Origin of the sequence: Psychroserpens damuponensis, assembly GCF_000826655.1 — a bacterium.
Lineage (GTDB): Bacteria > Bacteroidota > Bacteroidia > Flavobacteriales > Flavobacteriaceae > Psychroserpens > Psychroserpens damuponensis.
Window position 1 is genome coordinate 391,946 of record NZ_JXJO01000017.1, and the last position, 24,789, is coordinate 416,734.

General features: G+C 33.3%; 21 protein-coding genes. 15 read left to right on the forward strand and 6 right to left on the reverse strand.

Annotation, left to right across the window (positions count from 1 at the left end; genetic code table 11):
• Window positions 1-11: 11 nt before the first annotated feature.
• A complete protein-coding gene (gene panC, locus TD29_RS10535; RefSeq protein ID WP_040280548.1) occupies window positions 12-863 on the reverse strand; it encodes a pantoate--beta-alanine ligase in 852 nt (283 codons plus the stop codon).
• 109 nt (window positions 864-972) lie between these two features.
• On the opposite strand from panC, the gene TD29_RS10540 reads away from it, so the two are divergent.
• The 7 genes from TD29_RS10540 (at window position 973) to TD29_RS10570 (ending at window position 11,967) form a co-directional block, all read left to right on the forward strand.
• Window positions 973-1,782 (forward strand): glycogen/starch synthase, encoded by an 810-nt coding sequence (locus TD29_RS10540; protein WP_040280549.1) that lies wholly within the window; start codon window positions 973-975, stop codon window positions 1,780-1,782.
• A gap of 11 nt (window positions 1,783-1,793) precedes the next feature.
• Complete coding sequence (locus tag TD29_RS10545) at window positions 1,794-3,443, forward strand: DUF4270 domain-containing protein (protein ID WP_040280550.1); 1,650 nt, start codon at window positions 1,794-1,796, stop codon at window positions 3,441-3,443.
• A gap of 6 nt (window positions 3,444-3,449) precedes the next feature.
• Entirely contained in the window at window positions 3,450-5,297 is a 1,848-nt protein-coding gene (glmS, locus tag TD29_RS10550) for a glutamine--fructose-6-phosphate transaminase (isomerizing) (RefSeq protein ID WP_040280551.1), read from the forward strand.
• A gap of 197 nt (window positions 5,298-5,494) precedes the next feature.
• Window positions 5,495-8,284, forward strand: coding sequence for a TonB-dependent receptor (locus tag TD29_RS10555; RefSeq protein WP_040280552.1), 2,790 nt, complete (start codon window positions 5,495-5,497; stop codon window positions 8,282-8,284).
• An 11-nt stretch (window positions 8,285-8,295) separates the two neighbouring features.
• A complete protein-coding gene (locus tag TD29_RS10560; RefSeq protein WP_040280553.1) occupies window positions 8,296-9,915 on the forward strand; it encodes an SGNH/GDSL hydrolase family protein in 1,620 nt (539 codons plus the stop codon).
• A gap of 202 nt (window positions 9,916-10,117) precedes the next feature.
• Window positions 10,118-11,626 carry a F0F1 ATP synthase subunit beta gene (atpD, locus tag TD29_RS10565; RefSeq protein ID WP_040280554.1) on the forward strand — a complete coding sequence of 503 codons (1,509 nt, stop codon included), beginning with the start codon at window positions 10,118-10,120 and terminating at the stop codon, window positions 11,624-11,626.
• A 65-nt stretch (window positions 11,627-11,691) separates the two neighbouring features.
• Complete coding sequence (locus TD29_RS10570) at window positions 11,692-11,967, forward strand: F0F1 ATP synthase subunit epsilon (RefSeq protein ID WP_040280555.1); 276 nt, start codon at window positions 11,692-11,694, stop codon at window positions 11,965-11,967.
• Between the two features lie 69 nt (window positions 11,968-12,036).
• Here TD29_RS10570 and TD29_RS10575 read toward each other — a convergent pair whose 3' ends face one another.
• Both TD29_RS10575 and TD29_RS10580 read right to left on the reverse strand, forming a co-directional pair.
• Entirely contained in the window at window positions 12,037-12,474 is a 438-nt protein-coding gene (locus TD29_RS10575; RefSeq protein ID WP_040280556.1) for a LexA family protein, read from the reverse strand.
• A gap of 31 nt (window positions 12,475-12,505) precedes the next feature.
• Window positions 12,506-13,273, reverse strand: coding sequence for an XRE family transcriptional regulator (locus TD29_RS10580; RefSeq protein ID WP_040280557.1), 768 nt, complete (start codon window positions 13,271-13,273; stop codon window positions 12,506-12,508).
• A 146-nt stretch (window positions 13,274-13,419) separates the two neighbouring features.
• Here TD29_RS10580 and TD29_RS10585 point away from each other — a divergent pair, with 146 nt between their 5' ends.
• Window positions 13,420-16,431 carry a DNA polymerase III subunit alpha gene (locus TD29_RS10585; RefSeq protein WP_040280558.1) on the forward strand — a complete coding sequence of 1,004 codons (3,012 nt, stop codon included), beginning with the start codon at window positions 13,420-13,422 and terminating at the stop codon, window positions 16,429-16,431.
• Window positions 16,428-17,645: a DNA polymerase IV gene (gene dinB, locus TD29_RS10590; protein WP_040280559.1), complete on the forward strand. Its 1,218-nt coding sequence runs from the start codon at window positions 16,428-16,430 to the stop codon at window positions 17,643-17,645. Before TD29_RS10585 ends, dinB begins: the two co-directional genes overlap by 4 nt.
• Here dinB and TD29_RS10595 read toward each other — a convergent pair whose 3' ends face one another.
• The 3 genes from TD29_RS10595 to TD29_RS10605 are packed head-to-tail and all read right to left on the reverse strand — an operon-like array spanning window position 17,646 to window position 19,146.
• Entirely contained in the window at window positions 17,646-17,852 is a 207-nt protein-coding gene (locus TD29_RS10595) for a helix-turn-helix domain-containing protein (RefSeq protein ID WP_040280560.1), read from the reverse strand.
• 2 nt (window positions 17,853-17,854) lie between these two features.
• Window positions 17,855-18,673 (reverse strand): DUF2975 domain-containing protein, encoded by an 819-nt coding sequence (locus TD29_RS10600; RefSeq protein WP_040280561.1) that lies wholly within the window; start codon window positions 18,671-18,673, stop codon window positions 17,855-17,857.
• On the reverse strand, window positions 18,670-19,146 hold the full coding sequence (locus TD29_RS10605; protein ID WP_040280563.1) for a DUF2975 domain-containing protein: 477 nt from the start codon (window positions 19,144-19,146) through the stop codon (window positions 18,670-18,672). Before TD29_RS10605 ends, TD29_RS10600 begins: the two co-directional genes overlap by 4 nt.
• A 143-nt stretch (window positions 19,147-19,289) precedes the next feature.
• Here TD29_RS10605 and TD29_RS10610 point away from each other — a divergent pair, with 143 nt between their 5' ends.
• The 6 genes from TD29_RS10610 (at window position 19,290) to TD29_RS10635 (ending at window position 24,751) form a co-directional block, all read left to right on the forward strand.
• Entirely contained in the window at window positions 19,290-19,817 is a 528-nt protein-coding gene (locus tag TD29_RS10610) for a hypothetical protein (protein ID WP_040280564.1), read from the forward strand.
• Window positions 19,818-19,825: 8 nt separating this feature from the next.
• Window positions 19,826-20,977, forward strand: a complete 1,152-nt coding sequence (locus TD29_RS10615; RefSeq protein WP_040280565.1) for an aminotransferase class I/II-fold pyridoxal phosphate-dependent enzyme — start codon at window positions 19,826-19,828, stop codon at window positions 20,975-20,977.
• A gap of 20 nt (window positions 20,978-20,997) precedes the next feature.
• Window positions 20,998-21,438, forward strand: a complete 441-nt coding sequence (locus tag TD29_RS10620) for a putative signal transducing protein (RefSeq protein ID WP_040280566.1) — start codon at window positions 20,998-21,000, stop codon at window positions 21,436-21,438.
• 6 nt (window positions 21,439-21,444) lie between these two features.
• On the forward strand, window positions 21,445-22,062 hold the full coding sequence (gene bioD, locus TD29_RS10625) for a dethiobiotin synthase (protein WP_040280567.1): 618 nt from the start codon (window positions 21,445-21,447) through the stop codon (window positions 22,060-22,062).
• A gap of 156 nt (window positions 22,063-22,218) precedes the next feature.
• Entirely contained in the window at window positions 22,219-23,484 is a 1,266-nt protein-coding gene (gene bioA, locus TD29_RS10630) for an adenosylmethionine--8-amino-7-oxononanoate transaminase (RefSeq protein WP_040280568.1), read from the forward strand.
• Between the two features lie 103 nt (window positions 23,485-23,587).
• Window positions 23,588-24,751, forward strand: coding sequence for a beta-ketoacyl synthase N-terminal-like domain-containing protein (locus TD29_RS10635; protein ID WP_040280569.1), 1,164 nt, complete (start codon window positions 23,588-23,590; stop codon window positions 24,749-24,751).
• Window positions 24,752-24,789: the final 38 nt, after the last annotated feature.

The window sequence follows — 24,789 nt, forward strand, 5'->3', positions numbered from 1 at the left end:
GGTAAAGATAATTAATTTAATGCGATATTATCTATAAGTCTAATATCGTCTGCATATACAGCAATAAATGCTCTATATGATTTTTTGTTTGATTTTCGTTTTACTGTTTTCAGGGTTTTAATATCTGCTATTATAAAATACTCTAAGTCTAACAAATTATGCTCAGCAAACTGTTGAGTAACCCATTCTGTTACTTTAATAGCACTTTTTGTGCCAAATTGTTCTTTGGCTATTTTAAGCGTTTTATAAATAAAAGGAGCTGCTTCTCGATATTCTGATTTTAATCTTGCATTGCGAGAGCTCATAGCCAAGCCATCTTTTGCTCTGTGTATTTTACAACCAATAACTTTTACAGGGATATCATAGTTCTCAACTAGAGTTTTTATAATCATTAACTGCTGAAAATCTTTTTCTCCAAAATAAGCCTTATCAGGTCTCACAATTTCAAAAAGACGTTTCACTACTGTACCAACACCATCAAAATGACCTTCTCTAAAACGACCTTCCATTTCATGCTCCAAACCATTAAAGGAAAACGACGCAGAAGCAACATTACCTCCATAAATATCTTCCACTGTTGGTGCATAAACTATTATTTTTTCTTCGGAAATAGCCATCAACAACTCAACATCGTCATCTAAAGTTCTTGGATATTTTACAAGATCTTCTTGGTTGTCAAACTGTGTAGGATTAACAAAAATACTCACAACAGTAATATCATTTTCACTCAAACCTGTATTAATTAATGAGGCATGACCTTGATGTAGCGCTCCCATAGTTGGCACAAAACCAATGGTTTTCTTTTTAGACTTTAATGTATCTACGTAAGCGATTAAGTCTGTTTTATTTTTAAATATTCTCATACACTAACAAAAGTTTAACAGCGTGCAAACTTAATATTTTACTGACAATTAGCATAAATTTTTGTAATTTTGCATGTTTTTTACCGTTAATTCCTAAAACGAAAGATTTATGAAAGATAAGAGAATATTGTATGTGTCATCTGAAGTTGTACCATATTTACCAGAAACCGAGATTTCTTCAATGTCATTTGAAGCTCCAAAAATGGTAAACAAACAAGGTGGACAAATACGAATATTTATGCCTCGCTACGGAAACATTAACGAAAGAAGACATCAACTTCATGAAGTTATTCGCTTATCAGGTATTAATTTAGTTATCAATGATTTAGATATGCCATTAATTATAAAGGTGGCCTCTATTCCGAAGGAAAGAATACAAGTTTACTTTATTGACAACGAAGAATACTTTAAAAGAAAAGCAACGCTTACTGATGAAGACGGCAAGCTTTTTAGTGATAATGATGAGCGTGCCATCTTTTTTGCTAAAGGTGTAATTGAAACCGTAAAAAAGTTGAATTGGTCACCAGATATTATTCATGTTAATGGATGGTTAGCTTCTTTACTTCCGTTATACTTAAAAGAATTCTACAAAAACGAGCCATTATTTACTGAAAGTAAAATTGTGACCTCTGTATACAATCAAACCTTTGAAGGTGCGTTAGATAAGAACATGATTAATAAAGTGAAATTTGACAACATTGATGAAGACAAAATTAAAGATCTAGACAAGCCTACTTATAACAATCTTATGAAGATTGCAATTGATAACTCTGATGCCCTTATTAAAGGTTCAAACGACTTACCAAAAGAATTAAGCGAATATCTAGATGCTTCTGATAAACCAGTATTAGATTATTTTCCAATTGAAGATTTTGCAGATCAATACACCGAATTTTACACTACTAAAGTTTTAGAATAGTAAATAAATTTATGAAAAAAATAAAAATTGCCCTGAGACAAATAGCATTACTTGCTGTTTTGCTTTTATCATTTATTGCTTGTGACAAGGATTTTGCTAATATCGACTCTGATATAATTAATAACGGCAATGCAACTCATTTTAATACAAATTCACGTTTGTTTGACGTGATTGCTTATACTAAAGCATTAGATCCCGTTCAAACAAATGCACTACCTACTAACCTTTTAGGTGTTTACACAGATCCCACAGTTAGCTACGGAACTAGCACAGCAAGTTTTGTAACCCAATTAAGAGGTAACCTCCAAGATCCTGACTTTGGGGGAAATCCAGTGATAGACTCAGTAATTATGACAATTCCATATTTTAGTAGTGCAATTGGCATTGATGAAGATGGAATAACGCAATACGAATTAGATTCAGTATATGGTTCAGGAACAATGAACTTATCAATTTATGAGAGCAATTATTTCTTAAGAGACTTTGACCCATCTGCATCAACCATTAATGAGCCTCAGAGTTTTTATGCCAACATGTCGACTGGTACAGATATGATAAGTGCTTCACAATTAGAAAGTAACTTATTACATGAAGAAATATTTTTTAATCCTAGTGCTGATCAAATTATTTTAACTGAAACTACAGAAGATGGAGAAACTGAAGTCACCAATGGATTAGCTCCATCCTTTAGAATTAAATTTGAAGACAACACTTTTTGGCAGGAAAAAATTATCGATATGTCAGGTGAGAGTGAATTAAGTAACATCAATAATTTTAATAATTATTTTAGAGGACTTTATTTTAAAGCAGAACAAAATATTTCCGAAGGTAAAATGATACTTTTAAACATGGCATCTAGTTCTTCTAACATTACAATTTATTACACTAGAGATCCATTCACAGAAGGATTAGACAGAGTCCAAACAACTTACACATATAGTTTTACCGGTAATAGAGTCAACTTTTTATCAAATGATTTTTCGATAACCAGCGGAAATGAAACTACTGGTGATGCCAGTCTATACTTAAAAGGTGGTCAAGGTTCTGTTGCTGAAATAAAATTATTTAATGGAGAAGATATTGATGATGACAATCTAACAGACAACGCTTTTGAATTGTTTAAGAAAGAATTTGTTGAAACTGATGATGACGGTAATTTTGTAAGTTCTAAGAAACTTATCAATGAAGCTAATCTCGTTTTTTATGTAAAACAAGATGAGGTTAATGCAAGTGGAGATGAACCAAATCGCGTATTCTTGTATGATATGAATAACAACGTTGCATTAACAGACTATTTCTTTGACAACTCCAACACAACAAATCCAGAAGTATCAATATTTTCTCATTTGGTACCATTAGAAAGAGAAAACGGTGAAGCAACTGGTGATGGCATACGATACAAAGTAAGAATAACAGAGCACTTAAACAATCTTATTCTTAGAGACTCAACAAATGTTAAATTAGGTTTAGCCGTATCTGCTAATGTTAATTTAGAAAGTAACTCTATACAATACGACATCCTAAATCCTAGCGATGATAATGACAAGGTTCCTTCGAGCTCCATCTTGTCACCAAGAGGAACCGTTTTGTACGGTAATAACACTACCGACGAAGACAAAAAATTATATTTAGAAATATTTTTCACAGAACCAAACAACTAAAATAATATGTGTGGAATTGTAGGCTATATTGGCCATAGAGAAGCATACCCAATAATTCTCAAAGGGTTAAAACGCTTAGAATATAGAGGCTATGACAGTGCAGGTATTGCACTTTATGATGGCACAGATATTAAATTATCAAAAACAAAAGGTAAAGTTGCAGATTTAGAAGAACGCCTTGAAAAAGAAATATCGACTACAGGAACTCTAGGAATTGGTCATACACGTTGGGCAACACATGGTGTGCCAAATGATGTTAACTCTCATCCACACTATTCTAATTCTGGAGATTTGGTTATCATTCACAATGGTATTATTGAAAACTACGAATCTCTAAAAAAAGAATTAATAAAACGTGGCTACACATTTAAATCAGATACAGATACAGAGGTTTTAGTCAACCTTATTGAAGATGTTAAGAAAAAAGAAAAAACAAAATTAGGCAAAGCTGTTCAAATAGCACTAAATCAAGTTGTCGGTGCCTATGCTATTGCTGTTTTTGACAAAAACAAACCAAATGAAATTGTTGTTGCACGATTAGGAAGTCCACTTGCCATTGGAATTGGTGAAGATGAATTTTTTATTGCTAGTGATGCCTCACCTTTTATTGAGTATACTAAAAATGCTATTTATTTAGAAGACGAAGAAATGGCTGTTGTAAGACGTCATAAAGGAATAAAAATAAGAAAAATTAAAGACGACTCTTTAGTTGCTCCCTATATACAAGAACTTCAATTAAATTTAGAACAAATTGAAAAAGGAGGCTATGAACACTTTATGCTTAAAGAAATATATGAGCAGCCAAGTGCTATATTAGATACTTTTAGAGGTCGTTTGTTATCAAATGAAGCCATAATTAAAATGGCTGGCGTAGAGGATAACATGAAAAAATTCCTTAATGCCAATAGAATTATTATTGTAGCATGTGGTACATCTTGGCATGCAGGATTAGTAGCAGAATACATTTTTGAAGATCTAGCTCGTATTCCTGTTGAAGTTGAATATGCTTCTGAATTTAGATACAGAAACCCAATCATTAATGAAAACGACGTCGTAATAGCAATTTCTCAATCGGGAGAAACAGCAGATACGCTTGCCGCAATTAAACTTGCTAAATCTAAAGGCGCATTTGTATTTGGAGTATGTAACGTAGTAGGATCATCTATTGCGAGAGAATCAGATGCAGGAGCTTATACACATGCTGGACCAGAAATTGGTGTAGCATCAACAAAAGCATTCACCACTCAAATTACTGTTTTATCATTAATTGCACTACGTTTAGCAAGAGCAAAAGGAACAATTTCAAGTTCAGATTATAGAACGCATTTATTAGAATTAGAATTGATTCCAGGTAAAGTAAAAACCGCATTAGAATCTGACGCTTATGTTAAAACTGTAGCCGATATTTATAAAGATGCAAAAAACTTCTTATATCTTGGTAGAGGTTATAATTTTCCAGTCGCTCTAGAAGGCGCTTTAAAACTTAAAGAAATTTCCTATATTCATGCTGAAGGCTATCCTGCTGCAGAAATGAAACATGGTCCTATTGCATTAATTGATGAAAATATGCCAATAGTAGTTATCGCCACTAAAAAAGGACATTATGAAAAAGTTGTGAGTAATATCCAAGAAATAAAGTCTCGATCAGGTAAAATTATTGGAATCGTAACTGTTGGAGACAAACAAGTTAAAGAATTAGCAGACCATGTTATTGAAGTTCCAGAAACTATAGAGTCTTTAACTCCTTTATTAACCACTATTCCTTTACAACTTTTATCATATCACATCGCATTAATGTTAGGTAAAAATGTAGATCAACCTCGCAATCTTGCAAAGGCAGTTACGGTGGAATAACCACATCTTAATAAGTGTTAAAAATGAAGCTGAAAATATGGAAATCATATTTTCAGCTTTTATTTTTATGAATCACTCAAGAATTTGCCTTGATTTTTGTTAAAAATTACTATGCACGCATAATTTTTTTACTTTTTTTCATTTCAGTGTCATTAAATTATTTATATTGCTTTACTAAATTTAACTAATTCTCTAAAATGAAAACAATTTTCAAGATTATGATGCTGTTTTGTTGTGCTCTAACTTTTGCACAAACAACAACGGTAAAAGGTAAAGTCATCGATAATAATGGTGTTCCATTACCAGGTGCAAATATCATCGTAGTAGGAACAACTACAGGTACTATTTCAGATTTCGATGGTAATTATACGCTAGTGGTAAACCAAGCACCTCCTTTTTCTATCCAAGTCAGTAGTGTAGGTTTTGAAAGCGTAACAAAAGAAGTTACTACCAATCCACAAACTATTGATATCACCATGATAGAGGGTAGCGCTCTTGATGAAGTCGTTATTTCTGCTTCAAGAACTCCAGAACGTATATTTGAATCTCCTGTTACCGTTGAACGATTTGGTCTAAAGGAAATTAAAAATACTGCCTCTGCAGATTTTTATGATGGTTTAGAAAACCTTAAAGGCGTTGACGTTAATACAAACAGTTTAACATTTAAATCAGTAAACACAAGAGGTTTTGCAACATTCGCTAATAATAGATTCATGCAATTGGTTGATGGAATGGACAACTCGACACCTGCATTAAACTTTCCTATAGGAAATTTAGTAGGTATGGTAGAAACAGATGTTCAAAGTGTAGAATTATTACCTGGTGCATCATCTGCTCTATATGGCGCAAACGCGTTTAATGGTATTTTATTTATGCGTAGTAAAAATCCTTTTGATCATCAAGGCATAAGTGTTTCTATAAAAAGAGGTATTACATCTCAAGAAGCAGCTGGCGAAAATGAATATACAGATATAGGTGTTAGAATGGCCTATAAATTCAGTGACAAGTTTGCTGCCAAAGCAAATTTCGGCTTCTTACAAGGTACCGATTGGGCTGCAACAAGTATTGTTGATAAAGACTTAGAAGGTGGAACTAGAGAGTCAAATTTAAGCTATAATGGTGTTAACGTTTATGGTGATGAAGTAGGTGCAAACATTAAAGATGTTGCATTAACCTTAGAGGGATTAGGTGTTTTACCAGCAGGCGCAAATGCATTAGTACCTTCGCAAAGAGTCACAAGAATAGGGTATAATGAAAGTGATTTAACCGATTATAATGCTGAAAGTATTAAAGCAGATTGGGGATTATATTACCGTCCTATTGAAGATAATAGTTTAGAAATATCATATGTTGGTAAAGTAGGTACAGGTACAACAATTTATCAAGGTTTAAATAGATATAATATTGATGGTTTCTTTCAAGAACAGCATAAATTAGAAGTTAAGAATGATAATTTCTTCGTTAGAGGTTACGTAGTAGCTGATAAAGCTGGAAAATCATACGATATGGTATTTACAGGTATTCAAATTTTAAATGAATGGAAAGATCATAGCACGTATTTTGGAGAATATACTGGTGCTTATGTTCAATCAACATTAAGTGGAGCTACTAATGAACAAGCTCATGCCATAGCAAGAGCTCAAGCAGAATCTGGGCGTTTTGCACCAGGAACACCTGAGTACGATGCAGCATTTAATAGAAGTATTAATGATCCAAATCTATTAACAGGTTCTAAATTTCAAGATGCTTCAAAATATTACCACTCTGATGCAAATTATAATTTTAGTCATCTTATTGACTTTGCCGATATTCAAGTTGGTGGTTCTTATAGACAATACAGCTTAAATTCTGGTGGTACTATCTATACAGATACTGATGGTCCTATTGATTATTCTGAATTTGGTGTGTATACGCAAGTTCAAAAAAACTTAGAATTAACTGATGATATGGAATTGAAATTAACAGGTTCTGTTCGCTATGATAAATCCGAATTTTTTGATGGTTTCTTTTCTCCTAGAATATCTGCAGGTTTATCAGTAAATAGAAATCACAACATAAGAGCTTCTGTGCAAAAAGGATTTAGAAACCCTACAACTCAAGATTTATTTATTGGTTTAGATTCTGGTCAAGGCTTTTTAGTTGGTTCTGCTCCTACAAACTTAGACCGATGGTCAAGAAATTTAGCGGTTAGTGCTGCAGGACAAGAGTTAGGACAACCTGCAACTGTTACACAAACAGGTGCTGCTCCATATACTAATTCATACTCTGCTAGTTCATTAGAAGATTTTGCCGCAACAGGAGACCCAACTGTACTAGAAGTTGCAAACTCTGCATTAATAAAACCAGAGCAAGTTACTTCCGCAGAAATAGGATATAGAGGTAAAGTAAAGAAGTTTATCATTGATTTAAGTGTATACTATAACAGCTATAAAGATTTCATTTCTCAAGAACGTGTAGCTTCACCTCTTTATGGTACAGCTGGTGACGGTTCATTATCAGTATTAGCAATAGTGAATGGTGATTTTCAAGGCTACAGTGCTTATACAAATGCAAAAGCAGAAGTAAATTCTTATGGTGCTGCTATTGGAGTTTCTACCAAAGTATTTGGCGGTTTTGATTTAGGAGGTAGTTACACCTATTCAAAATTAGATTTTGATGAAAATAAATATCCAAATTTTATAACAAACTTTAATACTCCTGAACATAAGTTTAAAGCTAATTTTGGTCATACAGACGTATTCAAAAACTTCGGATTTAATATCGCTTATAGATTTAGTGATGATTATTTCTGGGAAGCAACTTTTGGAGACGGAGTAGTTCCTGAGTTCCACGTTTTAGATGCTCAAATTAATTACAGAATTCCAAGTTTAAAATCTTCATTTAAAGTTGGTGCAACTAACTTAACAGGAGATGAATACTTTACAGCTTTTGGAACTGGATTTATAGGTTCTATGTATTATGCATCTTGGACAATTAATAACTTATAAAATTTACAATAATGAAAACTATAAAATATATATTACTATCTGCCGTACTTATAGGCTTTACAGCTTGTAACGACGAAGAAGATTATGAGATGACAGAACCTGAAGTTGTACTGCCCACATTAACAGCAGGATCTGCAGACTTTTCTAAGTATGTATCATTAGGAAATTCTCTAACAGCAGGATTCACAGATAATGCCTTATTTATAGCAGGTCAAGAAAACTCATTTCCAAATACCTTATCTCAAAAATTTGCTCTAGTTGGTGGTGGTGAATTTACACAACCATTAATGAATGATAATTTTGGTGGTATGACACTATCAGGTACAAGAATACTTGAACCTAGACTCGTTTTTGGAGGAGCTGGCCCTGTGGCATTAGAATCTCTTATTGGTCCTGTTTCTGTTTCTACCGAATTAACAAATCCTCCTTCTGGACCATTTAGTAATTTAGGAGTGCCAGGAGCATTAAGCTTTCACTTATTAGGAAATGGCTATGGTAACTTAGCTAATTTCCCTGCTGCTGCAAATCCATATGCTATAAGAGTATCAGGAAATACTGATGCCTCTATTATAGAATTAGCGATGGCTCAAACGCCTTCATTTTTTTCATTATGGATTGGTAATAATGACGTATTAGGATACGCAACGTCTGGAGGAGCTTCTGGAGCATTAACAGATCAAGCTACTTTTGATTTTGCCTACGGTACATTAATAACTACATTGACATCTCAAGGTGCTCAAGGTGTTGTTGCTAATATTCCAGATGTAACCACGATTCCTTATTTCACAACAGTGCCACATGCACCATTAGACCCAACCAACGAAGACTTTGGACCATTAATTCCAACTTTAAATGGAATTTTTGGACAAATCAACGATGTATATACTTTTTTAGAAAGTCAAGGCGTGCCAAATGCTACAGATCGTCAAATTGTTTTTTCTGAAACTGCTGCAAGTCCTGTAGTTATACATGATGAGAGCCTAATGGATTTATCTACTGAAATGGCTGCAGTATTTAATGCAAGTCCAACATTTCCAGCATTTATCCAATCTTTCGGTTTGCCTGCTTCAGCTGCTCCAGCAGTTGCTAACTTATTAGGTCTTGTTTATGGCCAATCAAGACAAGCTACAGCAAATGATTTATTAGTATTACCAAGTTCTTCTATAATTGGAACAGTAAATGAAGATTTTGCTACGTTTTTAGGAACTCAAGGTCTGCCTCCTGCATTAGCAGGTCAATTTTCTGTTGAAGGTGTTTCATTACCTTTAGAAGACAAATGGGTACTTTTACCTACAGAACAAGCTGAAATAGCACAAGCAACTACAGGTTTCAATGCAACAATCTCTGCAAGTGCAAGTCAAGCTGGCTTAGCATTCGTTGATACTAACGGCTTAATGACACAACTAGCAAATGGCGGAATCATGACTGGAGATTTTACACTTACTGGAAATTTAGTAACAGGTGGTGCGTTCTCTTTAGATGGTGTACACCCAAATGCTAGAGGCTATGCACTAATTGCAAATGAATTTATGAGAGCAATTGATTTAACTTATGGTTCTAATTTTGAAGCTTCAGGTAATTTTGTAGATGTTGGTAACTACCCAACTAATTACTCGCCTACACTGCAATAACTCTTAGTTAACATATAGACATAAAACACCATCTTTTTGAAGTATTAAAAGGTGGTGTTTTTTTATACTGAAAAAAGCCGAAAAATAGACTTTAGTTTTAAATTAAAAAATATATCTTTGCAGCGCGAAAACGGAGTGCTTAACTTGATTGAGTATTAAACGTTTTTTCAATTGAAATATCTAAACATTAAACACATAAGTAATGTCAAAAGTTACAGGTAAAGTTGCACAAATAGTAGGTCCAGTTATCGATGTAGAATTCGGAGCTGGTACTGAACTTCCAAAAATCTATGATTCTTTAGAAATTAAAAAAGCTGATGGATCTCTTTTAGTATTAGAAGTACAATCTCACATTGGTGAAGATACAGTTCGTACAATTGCGATGGACTCTTCTGATGGTCTAAGTAGAGGAACTGAAGTTTCTGCTACAGGTGCACCTATTCAAATGCCAATTGGAGGAGATATCTACGGACGTCTTTTTAACGTAATTGGAGATGCAATTGATGGTATTGGAGATTTACCAAAATCTGGTGATAGCGGTTTACCAATTCACAGACAAGCACCAAAATTTGAAGATTTATCAACATCTACAGAAGTTTTATTTACTGGTATTAAAGTAATCGATTTAATTGAGCCTTATGCAAAAGGTGGTAAAATTGGTTTATTTGGTGGTGCTGGTGTAGGTAAAACAGTATTAATTCAAGAATTAATTAACAACATTGCAAAAGGTCACGGTGGACTTTCTGTATTTGCTGGTGTAGGAGAACGTACTCGTGAGGGTAACGATTTACTTCGTGAAATGTTAGAATCTGGAATTATCAAATATGGTGATGACTTCATGCACTCTATGGAAGAAGGCGGATGGGATTTATCTAAAGTTGATAAAGAAGCAATGAAAGATTCTAAAGCAACTTTCGTTTTCGGACAAATGAATGAGCCTCCTGGAGCTCGTGCTCGTGTAGCACTTTCAGGATTAACTATAGCAGAATATTTCCGTGATGGTGCTGGTGAAGGACAAGGAAAAGATGTACTATTTTTCGTAGATAACATTTTCCGTTTTACACAAGCTGGATCTGAGGTATCTGCATTATTAGGCCGTATGCCTTCTGCAGTAGGTTACCAACCAACATTAGCAACCGAAATGGGTGCAATGCAAGAACGTATTACTTCAACTAAAAAAGGATCTATTACATCTGTTCAAGCGGTTTACGTACCTGCAGATGATTTAACCGATCCTGCTCCTGCTACAACCTTTGCTCACTTAGATGCTACAACTGTATTATCTCGTAAAATTGCTGAGCTTGGTATTTATCCTGCCGTAGATCCATTAGATTCTACATCTCGTATTTTAGCAGCAGATATTTTAGGTGATGAGCACTACAATTGTGCAACTCGTGTAAAAGAGTTATTACAACGTTATAAAGAATTACAAGATATTATTGCCATCTTAGGTATGGAAGAATTATCTGAAGAAGATAAAATGGCAGTAAACCGTGCACGTCGTGTACAACGTTTCTTATCTCAACCTTTCCACGTAGCAGAACAATTTACTGGTCTTAAAGGTGTATTAGTTGACATTAAAGAAACAATTAAAGGATTTAACATGATTATGGATGGTGAATTAGATCACTTACCAGAAGCTGCGTTTAACCTTAAAGGAACTATCGAAGAAGCTATTGAAGCTGGAGAAAAAATGCTTGCAGAAGCGTAAATCAGTATTCAGTATGCAAGTCCTCATAGCGACTGCAAAACTGTAAACTGCAAATTTAAAAAACTATGCACTTAGAAATTGTATCACCAGAAGCTACATTATTTAGCGGAGAAGTTACTAGCGTAACACTTCCTGGAGTTATGGGTGAGTTTGAATTGTTAAATAATCACGCTCCTGTAATTTCATTATTAAAAGAAGGTAACGTTAAAATTAATGGTAATATTACCTTAGAAGAAACTGTTGAAAAATTATTCAACAAATCTGACAAAGGATTTTGGTTACCAATATCTTCTGGAACACTTGAAATGAAAGATAATAAAGTAATTATATTAGCAGACTAAGTAATTCTTTATTTAAACATATAAAAAACGCCAAACTTAATTGTTTGGCGTTTTTTTTATAAATCTATATTATACTTTCTTAATCACATTGGTTACAATACCCCAAATTAAAAAATTATTGTCTTCTGTGATATTTATAATAGGGTAATTTGGATTCTCTGGTTGTAGCCACATTTGATTATCAGCCACTCTTAACCTCTTAACAGTAAATTCTCCATCCAAAAAACAAACCGCAATCTTATTATTTGTTGGCTCTAAACTACGGTCAATAACCAGTAAATCACTATCATTTAATCCTGCTCCAATCATAGATTGCCCACTCACTCTGGCATAAAAAGTGGTTTCCTTATTCTTAATTAATTCTTGATCTAATGAAAATGGATGGTCACTAAAATCTTCTGTTGGTGAAGGAAATCCTGCCGAAATACCTGCATCAAAAAATTGTGCTGCTGAACCTTCAATAGCTTTTGGCGAAAAAAATGTTAATGTATCAAATTTGTTAGTCATAGTTTTTAGGTATTAAAGGTTTCTCAATATATCACATATTTTTTACAGCTTCAAGTTCTATTTTTAAGTCTTGAAACATAGCCATAATATTACTCATTTTAAGTTCTTTTTCATCGTATTCTTGCGTGTTGATACAACAAGCAAATTCCCAAAGTTCCAAAATATCTTCTTTAGAAACCATATAAGGCTCATAAGCTTTATTATCTGAACTTAATACTAAATTCACAGCATCATGCTCTGGTAAATAAATACGCTTATACACCAATCCATCATTTTTAGTAAGCACAATATAAGTGCTTCCATTTTTAACATCGTTAACCGTTTCTACAAATTTGGCAACAATATAAGCGCCATCTTTTACAGGAAGCATAGAATCTCCTTTAATAGGAAAAGCACGATGTGTACCTGTAGGTAAAAAAGGTAATTTTATTTTTTGCAATTGCTCTATATATTCCGGATCATCATAGCCAGACAAATAACCTGCCGAAGCTTTTGTAGGCACAATCTCAATTAAATCCTCATTATCATCATTTACTGTTACAGGAAACAACACACGTTTATTCCCTATTTGTATAAACGATGTATCCTTAGCAAGTCTCAAATCGTTTTTTACCAAAATATCAATGGGAATATTAAAGTAGTTAGACAAGTCAATCAAACGCTCTATTGGAGGTTCACTCCTACCTTCTTCATATGAGCCAACTATAGAGCGAGACCAACCCAAATCGTCTGCAAATCGCTCTTGAGACAACTTTTTAAGCGATCGCAAATGCTTAATATTTACTTGTATGTTTTTCATTAAAAATTGACTTTAACACTATTTACTACAAATATAAGCAACAACTACTACATATAGTAGTTAATTTTGTTAATCCGTTAAAATTTCAGAATAATTAATACAAACCAATCTATTTTTTGAGGTTTTCTTCGGAAATACAAAAACTCATGTACCTCAACAATCACACATATTATAGTCTACGTTATGGCACAATATCGCCAAAACAATTACTTGCATTAGCGTCAAAACATAGCATAAACACCCTAACTCTTACTGATATCAATAGCACTTCTGCTTGTTTAGAGTTTGTAAGACTTTCAAACACATACAACATCAAACCTATTCTTGGTGTTGATTTTAGAAATGGAGCACAACAGCAATTTATAGTCATTGCTAAAAACAATAATGGTTTTCAACATATAAATACATACTTATCTACATTTCTACACAACCAAACCTTAAAAATTCCTGAGCAACCAGAAGTTAATATAAAGGACTCTTATACCATTTATCCATTTCAAAAAGGAAAACATTTTCAGCTAAAACAACATGAGTTTTTAGGTGTTACACCAAAAGATCTTAACGAATTAAAATTCTCAAGATGGAAAACTTCACAACATAAACTCGTCATTTTAAAAACAATCTCTTTTCAAAATAAAAAAGGTTTTAATACACATCGACTATTAAGAGCTATTGCAAATAATACGTTACTAAGTAAACTTTCAAACACTGAAGAAGGCGATAAAAATGATATGTTACTGCCTGTTCAACAATTATGTGACATCTATCAAGAGTTTCCAAAACTTATAGAAAACACAAACAAGCTAATAACATCATGTAGTATAGATTTCGATTTTTCACAGCAAACAACAAATAATCAAAAAACATATACTAGTAACGAACAGTTAGATTTTAGATTATTACGAAAACTCACATATCAAGGTTTACATTATCGCTACAAAAAACCAGGCACTCGTGTTTTTGACCGTATTGAAAAAGAATTAAAAATTATTGAACAAAAAAACTTTGTGTCTTATTTTTTAATCAATTGGAAAATTCTCAAATACGCAAGAAGCAAAAACTATTTCTATGTTGGTCGTGGTAGTGGAGCCAATAGCATTGTTGCCTATTTACTTCGTATTACAGATGTAGATCCTGTAGAACTCGATTTGTATTTTGAACGTTTCATTAATCTTTTTCGTCAAAACCCACCAGATTTTGATCTTGATTTTTCATGGAGAGATCGTGATGATATTACCAATTTTATTTTCAAAACGTTTAAAAACACAACACTTATAACGGTTTATAACACCTTTAAATTTCGAGCATCTATTAGAGAGCTAGGTAAAGTATTTGGCTTACCTAAATCTGAAATGGATATACTCTCCAAAGGCAAGTACGACATTGAAAAACTTGACCAATTGTCACAGCTTGTTATTAAATACAGTAGGTACATAGAAGGTTTCCCAAATTATTTAGGTATTCATGCTGGTGGAATTTTAATTTCTGAAAAACCCATTCATTATTATTGCGCAACTTTCATGCCTCCAAAAGGATTTGCTACAACGCAATTTGATATGGTTGTTGCTGAAGATATTGGCTTATATAAGTTTGATATCCTAAGTCAGCGTGGTTTAGGAAAAATCAAAGAAGCTGTAGAAATTGTACGTTATAATCATCCTAAAAAAGTACCAATAGACATTCACGACATCAAACGTTTTAAAAAAGACGAACGTATTAAAAACCTACTTCGTAATGCAAAAGCTATTGGTTGCTTTTATGTTGAATCTCCTGCAATGCGAATGCTGCTTAAAAAACTACAAGTAGATAATTTTTTAGGTTTAGTTGCTGCAAGTTCTGTAATTAGACCTGGTGTTGCTAAAAGCGGCATGATGCGTGAATATATTTTAAGATATCGCTATCCTGAAAAACGAAAAGAGGCGCATCCTGTATTATTTAAATTAATGCCAGAAACCTATGGCGTGATGGTATACCAAGAAGATGTTATTAAAGTGGCTCATCATTTTGGCGGACTCACCTTAGGTGAAGCCGATATGTTACGTCGAGGGATGTCTGGCAAATTTAGATCGCGTGACGAATTTTTAAAAGTGAAACAGCAGTTTTTTAACAATTGTAAAAATGACGGACAACCAGAAGCTTTTACAACAGATGTTTGGCGACAAATAGAAAGTTTTGCAGGTTACGCTTTTGCTAAAGGTCACAGTGCATCTTATGCTGTAGAAAGTTATCAGAGTTTGTTTTTAAAAGCTTATTTCCCGTTAGAGTATATGACTGCTACTATTAATAATTTTGGTGGTTTTTACAAAACAGAATTATACGTTCATGAAGCCAGAATGCATGGCGCAATTATAGAAGCACCTTGCATAAATTCAAGTTATTCACAAGCTATTATAAAAGGCAAATCTATGTATTTAGGGTTTATGTTTTTACACGCTTTTGAATCTAAAACAATCAAACATATTGTTTTAGAACGCAAGCAAAATGGCCCATTTTTAAGTTTAGATGACTTTATTGAACGCGTGCCAATTTCCGTAGAACAAATATCCATACTAATTAAAATTAATGCGTTTAGATTTACGAACATCAACAAACGAGAATTACTATGGCAAGCCCATTTAAAAATTAGTAAAACTGTGGTTGAAGAGCATATTATGACTTTATTTAAAACAGAGAGAATTCATTATGAAACACCTAAACTGTCGAGTACAGATCTAGAAAATGCTTTTGACGAAATAGAGCTGTTAGGGTTTCCGCTTTGTAATCCATTTCAATTGTTACAAACAGCATCATCAAATCCTACTAGAGCAAAACAACTTATAAATTTTCAGCATAAAACAATTTGTATTGAAGGCTATTTGGTAACCATTAAAAACACAAGTACCTCTAACGGAAAACGTATGTATTTTGGAACCTTTTTAGATTATGATGGTGACTTTATTGATACAGTACATTTTCCTCCAATAGCTTCAAAATACCCGTTTCGAGGTCAAGGTATTTATATCATTACAGGAAAAGTAATGGTAGAGTTTGATTGCGTAACTATTGAAGTTTCTCAAATGGAACGTGCTGCCATTATTGAAGACCCTCGTTATACGGTAAACTCTTCAAATCCCACATTTCAGAATAAAAAAAGTTTTAAAGACCTTAAAGTATTATGAGTTATGATCGTTCTATAGTACACATGGATTTAGACACATTTTTTGTGTCATGCGAGCGCTTGCTCGATAGTCGCCTTAATGGAAAACCTGTACTTATTGGTGGTACAAGTGATCGTGGTGTGGTTGCTTCATGCAGTTATGAGGCTAGGTTATTTGGTGTGCATTCTGCCATGCCAATGCGTATGGCAAAACAACTGTGCCCTGAAGCGGTTGTGCTTAGAGGGAACTCTGGTATTTACACCAAGTTTTCTGAAGATGTTACTGAGGTCATCAAAGAAAGTGTACCCTTGTATGAGAAAACTTCTGTTGATGAATTTTATATCGATCTCACAGGAATGGACAAATTTTTTGGTTGCCATCAATTGGCATCAGAGTTAAGGCAACGCATCATTAAAGAAACTGGATTACCTATTTCATTTGGCTTATCACTTAATAAAACCGTTTCAAAAATAGCTACAGGCGAAGCTAAACCTAATAATGAAATACGTATTATTTCGGGTACCGAAAAACCATTTTTAGCGCCTCTTTCGGTAAAAAAAATTCCCATGGTAGGAAATGTTACTTACAAAGCTTTATGTGATTTAGGTGTAAAACGGATTAAAACTGTACAAGAAATGCCCATGGAATTGATGCATAAAGTGTTGGGTAAAAACGGACTTTCAATATGGAAAAAAGCCAATGGCATTGATAATAGTCCTGTTGTACAATATCATGAACGCAAATCAATTTCTACAGAGCGCACCTTTAATAAAGACACGACTGATGTTGCTAAATTAAAAGGGATTGTTATTGCTATGACCGAAAACTTAGCCTACCAACTACGTCGTGGTAAAAAGCTAACTGCTTGTGTGACTTTTAAAATACGATACTCAGATTTCCAAACCTATACACAGCAAAAACGCATTCCATATAGTTCAATGGATCACAATATTTTACCTATTGTTTTAGAATTGTATAACAAACTTTATAATCGCAGATTATTAGTAAGATTAATTGGTGTAAAGTTTAGTCACTTAGTAGAAGGTGGTCATCAAATTGATTTGTTTGAAGACGATGAAAAACTCTTACACCTTAGTCAGGCTATAGATAAAATGCGCGAACGATATGGAGATAGAGCCGTTATTAATGCTGCAGGTATGGAAGCAAAATCAATAAGCAGATGGAATCCCTTTACAGGAGAACCGCCTCCACTTTTAGCAAATAGACGACGGTAATTAGTCTTTAATATACTCTAAAATATCTGCTGGCTGACAATTTAAAGCATCACAAATAGCTTCTAAAGTAGAAAACCTAACTGCTTTAGCTTTACCAGATTTTAAAATAGATAGATTCGCGGTAGTGATTCCAATAACCTCTGCCAAGTCTTTGCTTTTCATGTTGCGCTTAGTAAGCATTACATCAAGATTTACAACTATAGGCATACTTATATGGTTAGATCGTTTTCTTGTTGGATTTGACTACCCCTTTTTAATAAACTAGCAAGAACTAATAAAGATAAACCAATAATAAAAAACATAAAGTCAAACTCTAGTCTTGGGTTCATAGAAAATCTAATTGCTCCAACAAATGTGTCATTATCGACTAAGGTTTCAGTTTTAATTAAATCATACTTCTTACCAATAATAAAACTCATAATTAATTCAAAAACAGTATCTAAAATAATGATAGCTCCAATAATTCTTATCATTTTGAATAGTTTGGGAGTAAAATTTAGATCTCTTTTTAGATGTCCAAAAATCTTCATCAAAAAATAAATAATTAATGTAAAAATGATTGTTCCAAAATAAGCCTTTAAAAGTTGGATGAATAAAAAACTAAAGTTTTTTGATTTCACAACTAATTCACTATTTGCATAATTAACAGATTCATTTGTAGTAAAAACCTCTTCATTATTTGGAAAATTAATATCTATAATATTTTTAACTCCAATCTTATCGTTTTCTGTTAACTCGCTAAATCGTTCAGATGTACCAGCAGACCAATTCAAACCATTTGAATTAGTTTCAGTTTTAGTGATATTAAACCAACTATTATTAAAAACAGCATTTGGCGCTTTTACTTTCAAATAAACTGGCAAACTATATCCTTTTGAGTGATGATGACTTACTGAAAAACTACCTATTTTACCATCATTAGTAAACGCTTCAAATGCAATTTGTGTTCCTAAAACAATAATCAATATCCAAAATAACATTGCAAAAAAAGCATGCAAACCAATTACTAAAAAATTCTTATTTCTCATATCGTTAATTCGTTTTCTTGTTTTAAGAGGTTTCCATTTTGTAAAATATCAGAAATAATATAAAGGCTAAACCCTATAATCATTAATAGAAAACTCTGTCCTATTTCACCTACAAACAACATCTCTTCAGACCTAAAAAGTAGTATCAAATTAAATATGAAATTTAATAAACCAGATATCAAAAACAATTTCCCTCCAATTATAAACTTACCTGCACTTATACTATTAAAAAAACCTTGTTTTATGATTTCTTTTAAACCGCTTTTAACACTCAAAAGCCCTATAAATGTAATTATAGAAAACACCAATCCCACAAATTGTGTGTAATACCCAAATATGAAGTTTTCATAAAGATGTTCAAACTGTGTCAAAAAATCTGAGAACCATGTGAGGTACGCATTACCTAAAAAATTAATAACATATAAAATGATTAATAGTAATACAAAACCATTCAAAAATTGAATTTTTTTCATGAAAACATTATTTATTATTATCGTTTAACAATAACAAATATACATAAATTATCGATAAACAATAATTTTTTATTAAAATCAATAACATATATTGTGTTATAGGTTGTAATGATTTACTCATTTCATTAATTATATTTGTAGTTATGGATGCAATTATTAGATACACTAGAAAAGTACCTATTTGGAAAATGATTTTAGGTCTTGCTGCAATATTTGTTGGACTACTCGGCATAATATCATTAGTGTATTTAGCTGTAGTTCCATTGCTCTTTGGCATGATGATGCTAAAAACTGAAGGCTCAGAAATAGATCTAGAATCAAAAACCTACAGAAAAACAAACTCTATTTTAGGATATCGTATAGGAAAATGGCAAACGCTTCAAAATCCAGATTACATTTCAGTATTTAATACCACAGAGGATATTACAGTAAGAGCACTAACGGCAGAAACCACTAACACGTTCCCCATTATAGTTCTTAATATTTTTTATGACAGAAATAAAAAAATAACCATTTACAAAACAGAGGATATTAAAAATGCTTTTGATGTTGCTTCTCACATAGCAGATGCTTTATCAATAGATCTTTTAGATGCTACAGTAAAAAACGATTACAAATGGGTTGATAAAGATATATTGAGAGAAAAAGGAGACATTATTTACACCGATTAACTTTAAATATGATTCCTAAAAAACTTCAAAACAAACTCGACAGTCGCAAAAATGAAAATGCATTTAGGCAATTGGGACAAGCCAACACCTTAGTTGATTTTTCTTCAAATGATTATTTAGGGTTTTCTAAATCAAAACCTATTTTTAATAATGCTCATCACTATCTATTAGATAATAATCTCAGTCAAAACGGAGCCACAGGTTCGCGTTTATTATCTGGAAACCACAGTTTATACCACAAAGTCGAACAGCAAATAAGTACATATCATAACGCTAAAAACGCACTTATTTTTAATTCTGGTTACGATGCTAACTTAGGATTTTTTTCATGCATACCTCAACGACACGATATTATTTTTTACGACGAATATTGCCATGCCTCCATTCGTGATGGGATCAAAATGAGCAATGCAAAAGCATATAAGTTTAAACATAATGATGTAGATAGTTTAGAGAAAGAGATTCTTCGCTTAGGTTTCAATGACAACGAAATGTACGTCATCACAGAATCTGTTTTTTCTATGGATGGCGACTCTCCAGATCTCAAAACACTCTCTACAATTTGTAAAAAATACAAGGCAAACCTTATTATAGATGAAGCTCATGCCATTGGTGTTTTTGGACATATTGGTAACGGAAAAGTTTGTGAACTACAATTAGAAAATCAAGTTTTTGCAAGAATCATCACCTTTGGTAAAGCATTGGGTTGTCATGGCGCAGCAATTTTAGGCAGTACAGAGTTAAAAGATTACCTCATCAATTTTTCGAGACCTTTTATTTATACAACAGCATTGCCTCCTCATAGTTTGGCAACTATTAAAGCGTCGTATAATGAACTTGTCATCGAGAGCGCTGGAAAAGAATCTCAATTAGAGCACCTTAAAAAAAACATTCAATTTTTTAATTCTGAAATTAAACGACTACAACTTCAGCACCTATTTATAGACAGTAATTCTTCGATCCATTGTTGTATTATCTGCGGAAATGAGCAAGTCAAGCACATTTCCGAAGCATTAAAACATAGAGGGTTTGACGTCAAAGCCATCCTCTCTCCTACGGTACCCAAAAACCAAGAACGCTTACGTTTTTGCATACATAGCTATAATACAACCCAACAAATAACTAATGTTTTAGAGTTACTCACTACCTTTGCATTTTAAATTATTTTCTTCGGAAAAAAATGAGCAACACGTTTACAACCATAGCAAGATATCAATACACTACCGAAGCGCAAATTATAAAAGGACGCCTCGAGGCAGATGGTATTGAAGTCTTTTTAAAAGACCACCTTACCATAGACACAGATCCTTTGGTTAGTAATGCAATTGGCGGTGTAAAACTGCAAGTTTTATCACGAGATGCCATGAAGGCCAAACATATTTTGAGTACCATAAATAGGTATTCATTAGATGATGATGGCAACCAAATTGAATGCCCAAATTGTGGTAGTGGCAAAATAGAATTATACTCTACAATAACCAATTTTAAATCATTTTTCGCCTTTCTAGCTGGTTTTCTGTTTGGCACCTTACCATTTCACACACGTTATAAATACAAATGTGAAACCTGTAAAACACAATTTACAAAAGAAGAGATTAAACCCATGAGTCCTAACATTTAAAACAAAATGAACACCTATTTTATTACAGGTATTAGTACAGAAGTTGGTAAAACAATAGCGGCTGCCATTGTAACTCAAGCCTTAGAGGCCGATTATTGGAAACCTATCCAAGCAGGAGAGTTAGAACATAGCGATAGCAAAAAAGTCCAAAATTTAATTACTAGCACAACCACCAAATTCCATGAAAACAGTTATGCGTTACAAACACCCATGAGTCCGCATGCTGCAGCTAATATTGATGGAGTCACCATAAATTTAAACAATATAAAAGCGCCCAAAACCAAAAATAATTTGGTAATAGAAGGTGCTGGAGGTTTGTTAGTACCACTAAATGATAAAGACACAATCTTAGACCTCATTAAACCTAATTATAAAGTTATTGTCGTTTCTAGACATTATTTAGGCAGTATCAATCATACTTTATTAACCATTAATTTACTAAAAAACAAAGGGTTTGAAGTGGCTCTTATATTCTCTGGAAATGAGCACAAAACAACCGAAGCTATTATTAAAAAAATGACAAACGTAACTATCATTGGTCGTATTGATGAAGAACCTTATTTTGATAAAAACGTAGTTTTGGAGTATGCTGATAAATTTAGAGGTCATTTAAAATCGTTTTAGCAATCACAAAAGATGGTCCTCTCAAGAATGACAAAAACAATTAATTTTGTTACCAGAAAGTAAGAGTGAAAAAGTAGTATAAAGACAAACCCAAATCTAGAAACTTTAAATAATTAAATATTGAGGTACTGAACCAAGTTCAGCATGATGTAGAATATGAATTTAAAACAAAGAGACAAAAAACACCTTTGGCATCCATTAAAACAACACCAACTACACCCAGAAAGCTTGGCCATTGTAAAAGCAAAAGGATGCATTCTCACCGATGAAAATGGTAACGAGTATATAGATGCTATTTCTTCATGGTATACATCTATGTATGGACATTGCAATGATTATATTATCGAGCAGACGTATAAACAAATGCAGCAACTGGATCAAATCATGTTTAGTGATTTCACCCATGAACCTGCCATAAAATTATCTGAAGACCTCATAAAAATACTTCCTAAAGGTCAAAACAAGATTTTTTTTAATGATAATGGATCAACTGCTGTAGAAGCTGCCATCAAAATGGCCTTACAGTTTCACTTTAATAATAATGATTCACGTTCTGTTTTTATCGCTTTTGAAAACGGATTTCATGGCGACACCTTTGGTGCCATGAGTGTTTCGGGTTTATCAGTATATAACGGTCCTTTTGAGGAGTTTTTAATAGACGTTAAGCGCATACCAACACCAAACGGATCAAATACAGAACAAATTTTAGACCTCCTAAAAACGTTCAATACAAAACATAGCATCGCAGGATTTATCTACGAACCCTTAGTACAAGGTGCCGCAGGAATGAAAATTCATGATGCCAAGGGTTTAAACGACATTCTATCCTTTTGCAAGCAACATCAAATTTTAACCATTGCAGATGAAGTCATGACGGGTTTTGGCAAAACAGGACAACATTTTGCATCACATCATATAGAGACCAAACCTGATATAATCTGTTTGAGTAAAGCGCTAACCGCAGGATTAATACCAATGGCAATTACATCGTGTACTCAAAATATTTATGATGCGTTTTTAAGTAATGATATGGCAAAAGGTTTTTTTCACTGCCATACTTACTCTGCAAATCCAATTGCTTGTGCTACCGCAATTGCTGGGATTGAGCTGTTATTATCTTCGGAAATTCAACAAAACATCAAACGTATTTCTAAAGCACACCAAGATTTCTCTCATCACATAAATAACCATCCAAAAGTAAAAGCCACAAGACATCTAGGCGTCATTTTTGCTTTAGATCTCAACACTAAAATGGAACGTTATGGAGATTTAAGAGAGAAGCTTCTTAAATTCTTTATGGATAGAGGTGTGTTTTTAAGACCTCTTGGTAATACGATTTATATACAAGTGCCTTATATTATTTCTCCAGGAGAACTTAACAAAGTATATCAAGTCATTGAAGAGGCTTTGGAGATTGTTTAGTATTTTCATACATCCTGCAAAGTTTTGTAAACCTTGCAGGATAGACCTTAATCCTTGCTAAAAAACTAATCGAGATTAATATCTTTGCTCAAAACAATTTTACTTGCAACACCCAATTTCTATAACTGCATTATCATCTATTTCTCCGTTAGGTAATACACCTGACAGTATCTGGAATAACTATCTAAATGATTCCCATTGTTTTACTAAAAAAGACGGAGTTTTAGTAGCCACATTTCCGAAGAAATTAAAAGCAGTTATAGACACATTACGACAATCTAACGTTAAGTATAAATCGCTAGACAACTCGGTGTTATTTGCCATTTTCGCATCAAGACAAGCCATTAAAACCGCAGGATGGTCATCTACCGATAATTTTGGAATCAATATTGGATCGTCAAGAGGTGCAACAGCTCTGTTTGAACATTACCATGAGGAGTTTCTAAAAAATGATAAAGCTAATACCTTATCATCACCAACCACAACTTTAGGAAACATCTCCTCTTGGGTGGCTCATGATTTACAAACCAAAGGCCCAGAAATTTCGCATTCAATAACATGCTCTACCGCATTACATGCTATGCTTAATGGCGTTGCTTGGATCAAATCTGGTATGTGTAACAAATTTTTAGTTGGTGGTAGCGAAGCGCCTTTAACGCCTTTTACTATTGCACAAATGCAAGCCCTAAAAATTTATTCTAGAGCAAACTGTCAATCAGAGCGAAGCGAAAAATCCATTTACCCAAACCAAGCCCTAAACCCAAATAAAACCGAAAACGCCATGATTCTTGGTGAAGGTGCAGCTATGGCTTGTTTAGAATTGGGAGCACACAACAATGCTTTAGCAAAAATTATTGGTGTAGGTTATGCTACCGAAATTTTAAAACACAACGCATCCTTATCAACAAATGCTATTTGTTTTCAACGGTCTATGACAATGGCTTTAGGCGACATAAACCCAGATGACATTGATGTTATCGTTACACATACACCAGGAACTATTAAAGGTGATCAGGCAGAAATAAATGCAATTAATACGGTTTTTTGTAACAAAACTCCTTCATTAACTACTAATAAGTGGAAGATAGGTCACAGCCTTGGTGCTTCCGGACTTTTAAATATTGAAATGGCAGTTATGATGTTACAACATCAAAAATTCATCTCAGTACCTTACCTAAAAGCCAACGCACCGCAACACATCAAATACATACTTGTAAATGCAGTAGGATTTGGTAGCAATGCAGTATCTATTTTACTATCAAAATAAAATTGTAAGGCAGTTTTAAACATATTACCTTTAACTAT

What these genes read in the sequence shown, in the direction of transcription:
- TD29_RS10555 (WP_040280552.1), top strand. Translation starts at nt 5,495, where the DNA reads ATGAAAACAATTTTCAAGATTATGATGCTGTTTTGTTGTGCTCTAACT.
- TD29_RS10600 (WP_040280561.1), bottom strand. Translation starts at nt 18,673, where the DNA reads ATGAGAAATAAGAATTTTTTAGTAATTGGTTTGCATGCTTTTTTTGCA.
- TD29_RS10580 (WP_040280557.1), bottom strand. Translation starts at nt 13,273, where the DNA reads ATGAAAAACATACAAGTAAATATTAAGCATTTGCGATCGCTTAAAAAG.
- TD29_RS10605 (WP_040280563.1), bottom strand. Translation starts at nt 19,146, where the DNA reads ATGAAAAAAATTCAATTTTTGAATGGTTTTGTATTACTATTAATCATT.
- TD29_RS10570 (WP_040280555.1), top strand. Translation starts at nt 11,692, where the DNA reads ATGCACTTAGAAATTGTATCACCAGAAGCTACATTATTTAGCGGAGAA.
- atpD (WP_040280554.1), top strand. Translation starts at nt 10,118, where the DNA reads ATGTCAAAAGTTACAGGTAAAGTTGCACAAATAGTAGGTCCAGTTATC.
- glmS (WP_040280551.1), top strand. Translation starts at nt 3,450, where the DNA reads ATGTGTGGAATTGTAGGCTATATTGGCCATAGAGAAGCATACCCAATA.
- bioD (WP_040280567.1), top strand. Translation starts at nt 21,445, where the DNA reads ATGAACACCTATTTTATTACAGGTATTAGTACAGAAGTTGGTAAAACA.
- panC (WP_040280548.1), bottom strand. Translation starts at nt 863, where the DNA reads ATGAGAATATTTAAAAATAAAACAGACTTAATCGCTTACGTAGATACA.
- dinB (WP_040280559.1), top strand. Translation starts at nt 16,428, where the DNA reads ATGAGTTATGATCGTTCTATAGTACACATGGATTTAGACACATTTTTT.
- TD29_RS10575 (WP_040280556.1), bottom strand. Translation starts at nt 12,474, where the DNA reads ATGACTAACAAATTTGATACATTAACATTTTTTTCGCCAAAAGCTATT.
- TD29_RS10610 (WP_040280564.1), top strand. Translation starts at nt 19,290, where the DNA reads ATGGATGCAATTATTAGATACACTAGAAAAGTACCTATTTGGAAAATG.
- TD29_RS10595 (WP_040280560.1), bottom strand. Translation starts at nt 17,852, where the DNA reads ATGCCTATAGTTGTAAATCTTGATGTAATGCTTACTAAGCGCAACATG.
- TD29_RS10615 (WP_040280565.1), top strand. Translation starts at nt 19,826, where the DNA reads ATGATTCCTAAAAAACTTCAAAACAAACTCGACAGTCGCAAAAATGAA.
- bioA (WP_040280568.1), top strand. Translation starts at nt 22,219, where the DNA reads ATGAATTTAAAACAAAGAGACAAAAAACACCTTTGGCATCCATTAAAA.
- TD29_RS10585 (WP_040280558.1), top strand. Translation starts at nt 13,420, where the DNA reads ATGTACCTCAACAATCACACATATTATAGTCTACGTTATGGCACAATA.
- TD29_RS10545 (WP_040280550.1), top strand. Translation starts at nt 1,794, where the DNA reads ATGAAAAAAATAAAAATTGCCCTGAGACAAATAGCATTACTTGCTGTT.
- TD29_RS10540 (WP_040280549.1), top strand. Translation starts at nt 973, where the DNA reads ATGAAAGATAAGAGAATATTGTATGTGTCATCTGAAGTTGTACCATAT.
- TD29_RS10560 (WP_040280553.1), top strand. Translation starts at nt 8,296, where the DNA reads ATGAAAACTATAAAATATATATTACTATCTGCCGTACTTATAGGCTTT.
- TD29_RS10620 (WP_040280566.1), top strand. Translation starts at nt 20,998, where the DNA reads ATGAGCAACACGTTTACAACCATAGCAAGATATCAATACACTACCGAA.